This is a genomic window from Acidovorax sp. SUPP3434, from assembly GCF_030159015.1.
Lineage (GTDB): Bacteria > Pseudomonadota > Gammaproteobacteria > Burkholderiales > Burkholderiaceae_C > Paracidovorax.
Genome location: NZ_BQXL01000008.1, coordinates 201,582 through 211,112 on the forward strand (window position 1 = coordinate 201,582; position 9,531 = coordinate 211,112).

Sequence of the window (9,531 nt, forward strand, 5' to 3'; positions counted from 1 at the left end):
AGCGCGCGCGCATCACTTGGCCGTGGACTTGGGCTGGCTGTCGTCCACCTTCACGGTGAACTTGCCAGCCAGGATGTCGGCCTCCCTGGCCTTCACCTTGGCCACGACCTCGGCCGGCACCTTCTTCTCGAACGTGCCCAGCGGCGCGAGTTCGGAGCCCTTGTGCTTCATCATCGAGTAGGGGCCGTAGTCCTCGGCGGCGAACTTGCCTTCCTTGACCAGCGCGATCGCGCGGTCCACGCTGGGCTCCATGTGCCACAGCGCCGAGGCCACCACCGTGTCCGGGTACTGGGCCTGCGTGTTGATCACATTGCCGATGGCCAGCTTGCCCTTTTCCTTGGCGGCGTCGGACACGCCGAAGCGCTCGGCATACAGCACGTCGGCGCCCTTGTCGATCATGGCGAAGGTCGCCTCCTTGGCCTTCGGCGGGTCGAACCAGCTGTTGATGAAGGTGATGGTGAATTCGGCCTTCGGGTTCACTTCCTTCGCGCCGGCCATGAAGGCGTGCATCAGGCGGTTGACCTCTGGAATCGGAAAGCCGCCCACCATGCCGATCTTGTTCGTGCGGGTCATGCCGCCTGCCACCATGCCGGACAGGTAGGCCGGCTCCTGGATGTAGTTGTCGAACACGCTGAAATTGGGCGCCTGCGGCTTGCCCGAGGAGCCCATCACGAAGGCCGTCTTGGGAAAGTCCTTGGCCACCTTGCGCGCGGCGGCCTCCACGCCGAACACCTCGCCGAAGATCAGCTGGTTGCCCCCGGTGGCGTATTCGCGCATCACGCGCTCGTAATCGGCATTGGCCACGTTCTCGCTGCTCTTGTATTCGATCTCGCCACGCGTTTCCGCCGCCTTGAGCGCCTTGTGGATGCGGCTCACCCATTGCTGTTCATAGGGCACCGTGTAGATTGCCGCCACCTTCAGCTTGGCCTGCGCGAAAGCCAGCGTGGGCGCCAGGCCCAGGGTGGCGGAGATGGCCAGGGAGGTGCAGAACAGGCGGCCGGTGAAGAGGCGGCGAGAGGTCATGGAGCGTCTTTCTATGCAAGGAATCGATGCCGGGGTAACGCAATATACGTGCCCAACAGGGCTTTTGAAAGTGGATGCGGTGCAACGAAATTGATGGAAAGTCAATGCGATTGCGTAATTTGTTGTTTGCGTGGCTATTTTTGGAAAATAAGAGAATAGGTGCTAGTCCTACATAAACATTGCAAGATTTTGTCGTATAGCATCCTCGCCTTTCGATAGGCAGGAAGTGTGTGATGGTGGCGATTAATGTGTCGGCAATGGCCGGTGGATCAACCGAGGAGCGCCGATCGGCGGATCCCATCACCGACAGGGGAGGACATGGCGGCATCGCCGCCCTTTGCCTCGTCGCCCGAATGCACCATGTGGCAGCCGATCCGGGCACCCTCGCACATCAAATGGGCTTGCAGCCCAGCGAGGTACCCACGCTGCAGGATCTGGTCCGCGCGGCCAAGCACATCGGCCTGAAAGCCAAGATCAGTGTCACCACCCCCGACCGGCTGGCCCTCAGCCCCTTGCCGGCCCTGGCCATGGTGCGCAACGCGGCCGGCGAGGTGCGGGCCATCGTCCTGGCGCAATGCAACGGCCAGCGTGTGCTGCTGCAAGACCCTTCCGCCGGCCCCGGCGGCAACCGCCCCACCATCGAATCCCTGGAAGACTTCGCTGCGCAGTGGACCGGCGAGTTGCTGCTCATCACCAGCCGCGCCAGCCTGGCGGGCGAGCTGGCCAAGTTCGACTTTTCATGGTTCATTCCCAGCCTCGTCAAGCACCGCAAGCTGCTGGGCGAGGTGCTGCTGATTTCTTTCATGCTGCAGCTCTTCGCGCTGATCAGCCCCTTGTTCTTCCAGGTGGTGATGGACAAGGTGCTCGTCCACCATGGCGTGACCACGCTGGACGTGCTGGTCATCGGCCTGGTCGTGGTGGTGGTGTTCGAGAGTCTGCTGAACGGCCTGCGCGGCTACGTCTTCAGCCACACCACCAACCGCATCGACGTGGAACTGGGCGCGCGGCTGTTCCGCCACCTCATGCAACTGCCGCTGTCGTACTTCCAGGCGCGCCGCGTGGGCGATTCGGTGGCCCGCGTGCGGGAGCTGGAGAACATCCGCAGCTTCCTGACCGGCAACGCCCTCACCGTGGTGCTGGACGTGCTGTTTTCCGTCATCTTCATCGCCGTGATGCTGTTCTACAGCGTGCCCCTCACGTTGATCGTGCTGGTCAGCCTTCCGCTGTATTTCGGCCTGAGCCTGGCCATCGTGCCCGTGCTGCGGCGCCGGCTGGACCACAAGTTCGCGCGCGGCGCGGAGAACCAGGCCATGCTCGTGGAAACCGTCACCGGCATCCAGACCGTCAAGGCCAGCGCGCTGGAGCCTTCGTTCGCCCGCCGCTGGGACAACCAGCTGGCCGCCTACGTCAGCGCCAGCTTCAAGACGCAGAACGTCGCCGCCTGGGCGCACGAGGCCGTCAACCTGATTGGCAAGCTCGTGAACGCCGCCACCCTCTGGTACGGGGCCCACCTCGTCATGGACAACCAGCTCACCGTGGGCCAGTTCGTCGCCTTCAACATGTTCGCGCAGCGCGTGGCCCAGCCCATCATGCGCATGGCCCAGCTGTGGACCGACTTCCAGCAGACCGGCATCTCCATGGCGCGCCTGGGCGACATCCTCAACACCCGCACCGAGGTGCCGCCTTCCAGCGCCGCGCAGTTGCCCCCCATCCAGGGCCGCATCACCCTGGACGGCGTGCACTTTCGCTACCGGCCCGAGGCCTCGCCCGTGCTGGGCGGCGTCAGCCTGGACGTGCGGCCTGGGGAGGTCATCGGCATCGTGGGCCGTTCGGGCTCGGGCAAGAGTACCCTCACAAAATTAGTGCAGCGGCTGTACGTGCCGGAGCAGGGCCGCATCCTGGTCGATGGCATCGACATCAGCCTCATCGATGCCGCCCAACTGCGCCGCCAGGTGGGCGTGGTGCTGCAGGAGAACCTGCTGTTCAACCGCAGCGTGCGCGAGAACATCGCCATCGCCGACCCCGCCGCACCCATCGAAGCCGTGGTGCACGCCGCCCGCCTGGCCGGCGCGCACGACTTCATCAGCGAACTGCCCGAAGGCTACGACACCCTGGTGGGCGAGCAGGGCGGCAGCCTGTCGGGCGGCCAGCGCCAGCGCATCGCCATCGCGCGGGCCCTGTTCACCAACCCCCGCATCCTCATCCTGGACGAAGCCACCAGCGCGCTCGACTACGAGAGCGAGGCCATCATCCAGCGCAACATGGCGCACATCTGCCAAGGGCGCACCGTGCTCATCATCGCCCACCGCTTGAGCGCCGTGCGGCACGCGAACCGCATCATCGTCATGGACAAGGGCAAGGGCAAGATCGTCGAGGCCGGGCCGCACGATGCGCTGATCCAGCGGCAGCAGGGCCTGTATGCCCACCTGTGGCGCATGCAGGACGGCAGCAAGGCCGCTCCCGCTGCCGAAGGGGCGATCGCATGACGGACACCGTGATCGCCAGCGCCGCCGTGGCGTCGGATACCCCTGCGAATGCCCCCGCAAGTGCCCACGTCGCCAAACCCCAAACGCAGCGACACCCCGTCATCGAACTGCTGGGCCGCTACCGCGCCGTCTTTCGTGCCGCCTGGGCGCACCGGGCCGAACTGGCGGGCCCTTCGCGACTGGCGGACGAGCAGGCCTTTTTGCCCGCCGCGTTGAGCCTGCAGGAAACGCCGGTCCACCCGGCGCCCCGGCGCATCGCCTTCGTGCTGATGGCACTGTTCGTGATCGCGTTGCTGTGGGCCATCTTCGGCAAGATCGACATCGTGGCCGTGGCGCCCGGGCGGGTCATCGTGAGCGACCGGACCAAGCTCGTGCAGCCGCTGGAGAACAGCGTCATCCGCCGCATTCTGGTCAAGGACGGCGACCACGTGCAGGCCGGCCAGCCCTTGTTGGAGCTGGACCCTACCGCCGCGCGGGCCGACAAGGCCAGCTTCCACGAAGCGCGGCGGTCCGCAGATTCGGAATGGGTGCGCAGCCGGGCACTGCAGCAGATGCTATCGAATCAGGAGCAAAAGAGCCTTGCTGTTAGTGTGGTGGTGGCTCGTTTGACCGCAAAGGACCTTCCCGCCGAATGGAGCCGGGAAGAAACCGCTGAGGCCAATGCCTACCTGGCGGCCGAGTGGAGCGACATCACAGCGCGGCTGGCCAAGCTGGCCGCCGAGCGCCAGCGCCGCCAGGCGGAGATGGCCACCGTGCGGGCCATGATCGGCAAGCTGGAGGCCACCGTGCCCATCGCGCGCCAGCGCGAGCAGGACTTCAAGGCCCTGGCGGACCAGGGCTTCATGTCGGGCCACGCCAACCAGGACCGCACGCGCGAGCGCATCGAACTGGAGCGGGACCTGGCCACCCAGCAGGCCCGGCTGGAAGAAGCCCAGGCTGCGCTGCGCGAGGCCGAGCAAACCCGCAGCGCCTACCTGGCCGAAACCCGCCGCGCCCTGAGCGATCGCCAGGCGCAGGCAGACTTGAAGCGCCAGCAATCGGGCCAGGAACTGGCGAAGGCCACGCAGCGCGAACGGCTTGCCACGCTCACGGCGCCTGTGGCCGGCACCGTGCAGCAACTGGCCGCCCACACCGAAGGCGGGGTGGTCACCGAAGCCCAGGCGCTGATGGTGATCGTGCCCGACAGCGCCGGCGTGAGCGCCGAGGTGACCCTGGAAAACAAGGACATCGGCTTCGTGGTGCCAGGGCAGGAGGTGGCCATCAAGCTGGAGACCTTCCCGTTCACGCGCTACGGCACCGTGAAGGCCACGGTGGACAAGGTGACGCAGGACGCGGTCACCGACGAAAAGCGCGGCGCGATCTTCCCGGCGCTCATCACCTTGAACCAGAGTCACATCGACGTCGACGGCAAACCCATCCGGCTGGCGCCGGGGATGAACCTGACCGCGGAAATCAAGACCGGGCAGCGGCGGGTCATCGAGTACCTGCTCAGCCCGATCCAGCGGGCGGGCAGCGAAAGCTTGAGGGAGCGCTGACGGCACGCTTGGCGCACGGGACCGCCAATCGGTTGCCACCTGCCAACGCGGCAAGGCAGCACGGCGGGCCCGCACGGCACACCAAACTCCTCCTGCGAGCCATCGCACAGCCGCGGCTATGAAAGCGATGGACGTGGGTTTGACAGATCCATTGGAAAACGAAAGCAATCCCGATGAGCAACAACAGCAGCAGCAACAGCAACAACAGCCAGAACGCACCGGCCGTGTCATGGCGATTCCAGGGCACCCAGGGAGCGAAGCCCTGGAAGGAAAGCTACGTCGAATCCACCCTTGCGGCGGAGCTCGCCAGCGCGATGGTGCTTCCTGCAGGCGACATCGCTACCGCACCCGAGCTCTCTGCCGCCGTGCAGGAAGCGCGGCTGACGCAGGCCTCCAGTGCACAGGTGACGGCCACTGCGGCAGACACCGTGCAATGGAACCTGGAGGCACTGCAGTCGCGTGGCCGGGATGGCGTGCTGGGCGAACTGGTTGCCACCGAGGGGGCTTCGCAGACCGTCGCCAGCGTGGAGAGCACGCGTCCCTACGCTTACGAGTTGGGGATGGACTCGGCACAGGACCCAGCGCTCTCGGAACACACCAAGCCGCTGGAGTGGTCGGCGGGTGAAGCAAGCATGGAAAGCACCCGTCCCTATACGACCGACAGCGAAGCGCTGGCGATCTTCGAATCCACCAAGCCGATGCAGCTGTCGGATGTGACGGACGGTGCAGGAACGACCAAGCCGCTGGAGTGGTCGCCCTCCATGAGCAGTGCACTGGAGCAGCCCTTCGCGCTAGCACTGGAAGGCAGCGCACAGCAATTGCTGCAGGCCATGGCGGGCTTTGCGCCATCGGCGATGGGGACTGCGGCAACGGCTTCGGCGACCCAGGCGGTTTTGTGGAATCAGGCCCTCGCCGTGGGGGCGTAATAGTCGTTGTGGGCATCGGGGTGCCGGCCAGCGTGTCCACGCGGCTGCCCGCGCCGGCCTGGGCTTGCGACCAAGCAATACGGGCAACCGGTGCTACTGCGGTATCACGATTCGACTCAAGAAACCAAGTAAGAAAGGGAAAGACAGTGAGCGATGCGATACGGGCATGCCCGCGAAAGCGCGGCAGAGCCGGCAACCGCTGGTTTGCTATGGAAAGAGTAGCAATCAAGGCAGTCAGCACTAGGGCATCAGTGCAATTGGATTCAGATAATCGAACCCAGGGAACGAGGATGAGCGCTTTGACGCATTCGAGCGGCCGGCAGGGAAGTCGGGCTATGGAAAAACACGCATTTGATTCAAGGAGTGCAGCATGACTTTCGATGCCAACGATATTTTCAAATTCATCCTCGGGGTGATTTGCGGGGCATTCGTTTTCTGCATGTTGCTGGTTTTTCTTTTCAACAAATCACCCAGAGGGCGGCAGAAGGGGGCGCTATGGGTCGTGGTGTTATTCGCGGGCGGGCTGATCTGGGGCTATATCGCACTGGTCGGCAAGCCACGGCGCCTTGCTGCCGAGGAAGCCCGAAAAAACAATGCTCTCACTCAGCAGCAGATGAAGGAACGATATGCCAGGGGCAAGGCGATATTCGATGAGCGGTGCAAAAGTGCGGAGGAAAGGATTAATCGAACTGTAGAAGGGGTAGAAGGCGTTCTATTGATGAATGTGCGAGGGGCTGATGCTAGCGAAAGAAATTCCGATCCCTATTGGCCGGATGCAGGACTGGCCCAGCAGTTCGGTGGTGATTCTTATATTCGATCTTTTCTTGAGTGGGAGCACCAGCAAAGACCGCCAAATAGAGGTTATTTAAATACTGAATTAGAGAGTCCTAGAAAGCATTTGACTTTCTCCGGATAATCCTATGTCGATGTAAAAGAATCTGATGGGATATTTAGATACACGCTCAAAAATCCGCCATCTGCAGAAATGTCAAAAGAGCGGTTGACCAAAGCATCTGCACGCTACGCCGTCTCGTTCGAGAACATCATCAACCCTGCCGATCGTGAGTATTGGATCGCAGGCACCACCGTGATGATTACGGATACGAAGACGCAGGAATTGATTGCCAAGAAAACCTGGTATTCCTTTGAGCCCGGTTTTGGCAGTCATGCAGGGAATCGCCAGCCTTGGCGGTTCGCGCTGACATGTCCAGATATAAAGGGGGAAGAAAATCACTTTCCCACCCGTTTTTATGTCGATCAAATCCTGAAGCCAAAGCAAGGAAATTAAAATGGCCAACGAAATCCAAACCTATGTGAAATACACAAATCTGCAAATGGCGGCGGAAGCCTTTTTTTTGAATAAGGAGTCCCCGCCTGGTGATATTGGTCGTGGACTTTTAACTGTTGATAGATTAACCAACGGCAACGGCCGCTCCAGCAAGTTCACCGAAGCAGAAGCCAAGAATTTCGCCGACACTTGGACGGTTGCAGAACACATCAGCAACACCGCCACCGGCTTCTCCGGCACCCTGTTCCGCGCCTTGAAGAGCGACGAAACGCAAGGCATCACCGCCGGAGACCTCGTCCTGTCCTTCCGCTCCACCGAATTCCTGGACGACAGCGCGCGCGACAACCAGGCCACCAACAGCATGGAGATCAAGCCCTACGGCTGGGCGTTCGGGCAGATCGCGGACATGGAGGACTGGTACGCCAGCCTTAAAACCAAGGGACTGATCCCGGCAGGCCAGCAGATCGCCGTCACCGGCTACAGCCTGGGCGGCCACCTGGCCACCGCCTTCAACCTCTTGCGCGTGGAAGACGGCACGCTGAATACCGCCGTCAAAGAGACTTACACCTTCAACGGCGCGGGCGTCGGCGTCGTCCAGCAGGGCACGCGCCTGACCGAGGTGATCCGCGACTTCAACACGCAGCGCAAGAACGCCTCAGGCACCGCCATTGCGTTCTCCGAGCCCGACGCCCAGGCGCAGTACGAGAAGTACCGCGCGCTGTTCGGGGCCAGTTCCACCGGCGTGACGGCCCAGGCCGCCAAGGACGCGGCCGCCAGCGTGAAAGCGCTGCGCACCACGATCAACTCGCCCGAAACGGGCGTTCCGGTGTACTGGCCCACGGCTCGCAACGAGCAACTGGGCAAGATCCAGGCCGCTCTGGAGCGGATCGCCACCATCGAGGCGGAGGCCGAGCGCGTGCCCGGCCTGTCCTCCGGCAGTGGCGCGGACTCGCCCCTGAACATCCAGGGCCCGGCCAACATCCAGGCGCTGCAACTGGACTACCAACTGGCGGTGATGGCGGCGCAGACCAAGACCGCGCCCTCCGCAGGCACCCTCGGCGGCGGATTGCAGGCCGTGCTGGGCCGTGTGCCCGGCCCCTTCACCATCGCCAGCTTCCACGACGTGTATGGGGATACCAGTCCCTCGGCCGTGGCCAACTCCCAACTGCACTATGGCCAGCCCCAGGGCGTGTTCATCGAAGACCAGCCCTTGCTGCGCGGCACGGTCATCGGGGGAGCGGCAAGCGCGACGGCGAATGCGGCCGGTGACATCAAGCTGCTGGTGCCGGACTTCGGCACCAACGACTTCGGCGACACCCACAGCCTCGTGCTCATGCAGGACTCGCTGAACGTGCAAAAGACGCTGGCCCAACTGGACCCTAGCCTCACGCTGGAGAAGGCGTCGGCCCTCCTGCGCGCGGCCTCCAACAAGAAGGCGAGCTGGAGCACCGGCACGCAAGGCAAGGCCGAAGGCGATGTGCTGGAGAACGTCGTCAACGCGCTGGGCGACATGCTCGGGCTGAACTGGCAAGGCGCCACGCGCCTCAAAGGGAGCCTGGAGGGCAACACCTGGGCGCAGACCGAGGACGGCAAGGGCGATGGCACCAGCGGCCGCACCACCTTCTATGCCCGGCTCAAGGCCGTTACCGACAGCGAAGCCTACAAGGCCCTGGTGGGCAAGGGCAGCGTTGCGGCGTCCGAGATCACGGCCGCCGATGGGAAAACCCAGTTCGCGTCATTCCTCGCGCTCAATGCCCTGAGCCCGATCGCCATCAAGACCGACGATGCCCAGGCCATCGCCAAACTCAAGGCCGCCAACCCCACACTGGCGCAGCGGTGGGATGCCGATGCCAAGCTGACCGATGCGCAACGGGCCCAAGGGTTGGCGAATTTCTCCACCGGCTGGTATGCGGATCGGCTGGCCTTGGTGCAGGCCAAGGCCACCGCCAACAAGGGCGATGTGGAAAAACCGGTCCGGATCACCCCCAACGGCACCGTGCTGGAATACCACTACTACGACACGGAGGTGTCGACCCAGGACCAGACGCTGACCGTGCTGCCCGCCGTGGCGCGCAACGGCGCACCCGTGGCCTACGTGCGATTCGGCAACGACCAGGCCAATTCGCTCAACGGAGCAGGCCAGGACGACCACCTGTACGGAGGCGCCGGCAACGACACCCTCACAGGCCTTGGCGGTGCCGACTACCTGGAAGGCGGCGCCGGCAACGACGTGCTGATCGGCGGTGCAGGCGACGACACCCTGGTGGGCGGCG

6 protein-coding genes and 1 pseudogene are annotated in these 9,531 nt (G+C 63.7%); 6 read left to right on the top strand and 1 reads right to left on the bottom strand.

All coding sequences use genetic code 11. The features are described from left to right. Positions 1-12: 12 nt before the first annotated feature. The gene (locus tag AVKW3434_RS14655) at positions 13-1,023 is read right to left on the bottom strand and encodes a BMP family protein (RefSeq protein ID WP_284400379.1); all 1,011 of its coding nucleotides are present in this window, start codon (positions 1,021-1,023) and stop codon (positions 13-15) included. Between the two features lie 257 nt (positions 1,024-1,280). Between AVKW3434_RS14655 and AVKW3434_RS14660 the strand changes: the two genes are divergently transcribed. The 6 genes and pseudogenes from AVKW3434_RS14660 to AVKW3434_RS14685 all read left to right on the top strand — a co-directional run. Continuing rightward, positions 1,281-3,509: a type I secretion system permease/ATPase gene (locus AVKW3434_RS14660; protein ID WP_284406433.1), complete on the top strand. Its 2,229-nt coding sequence runs from the start codon at positions 1,281-1,283 to the stop codon at positions 3,507-3,509. After that, a complete protein-coding gene (locus tag AVKW3434_RS14665) occupies positions 3,506-5,044 on the top strand; it encodes an HlyD family type I secretion periplasmic adaptor subunit (protein ID WP_284406419.1) in 1,539 nt (512 codons plus the stop codon). The genes AVKW3434_RS14660 and AVKW3434_RS14665 overlap by 4 nt, the downstream gene beginning before the upstream one ends. Before the next feature lie 173 nt (positions 5,045-5,217). Continuing rightward, positions 5,218-5,970 (top strand): hypothetical protein, encoded by a 753-nt coding sequence (locus tag AVKW3434_RS14670; protein WP_284406420.1) that lies wholly within the window; start codon positions 5,218-5,220, stop codon positions 5,968-5,970. A 370-nt stretch (positions 5,971-6,340) separates the two neighbouring features. Further along, positions 6,341-6,886 (top strand): hypothetical protein, encoded by a 546-nt coding sequence (locus tag AVKW3434_RS14675; protein WP_284406421.1) that lies wholly within the window; start codon positions 6,341-6,343, stop codon positions 6,884-6,886. Between the two features lie 69 nt (positions 6,887-6,955). Beyond that, positions 6,956-7,258, top strand: coding sequence for a hypothetical protein (locus AVKW3434_RS14680; RefSeq protein WP_284406422.1), 303 nt, complete (start codon positions 6,956-6,958; stop codon positions 7,256-7,258). Between the two features lie 67 nt (positions 7,259-7,325). Then, positions 7,326-9,531 (top strand): annotated as a pseudogene (locus tag AVKW3434_RS14685) (hypothetical protein); the annotation flags it as partial.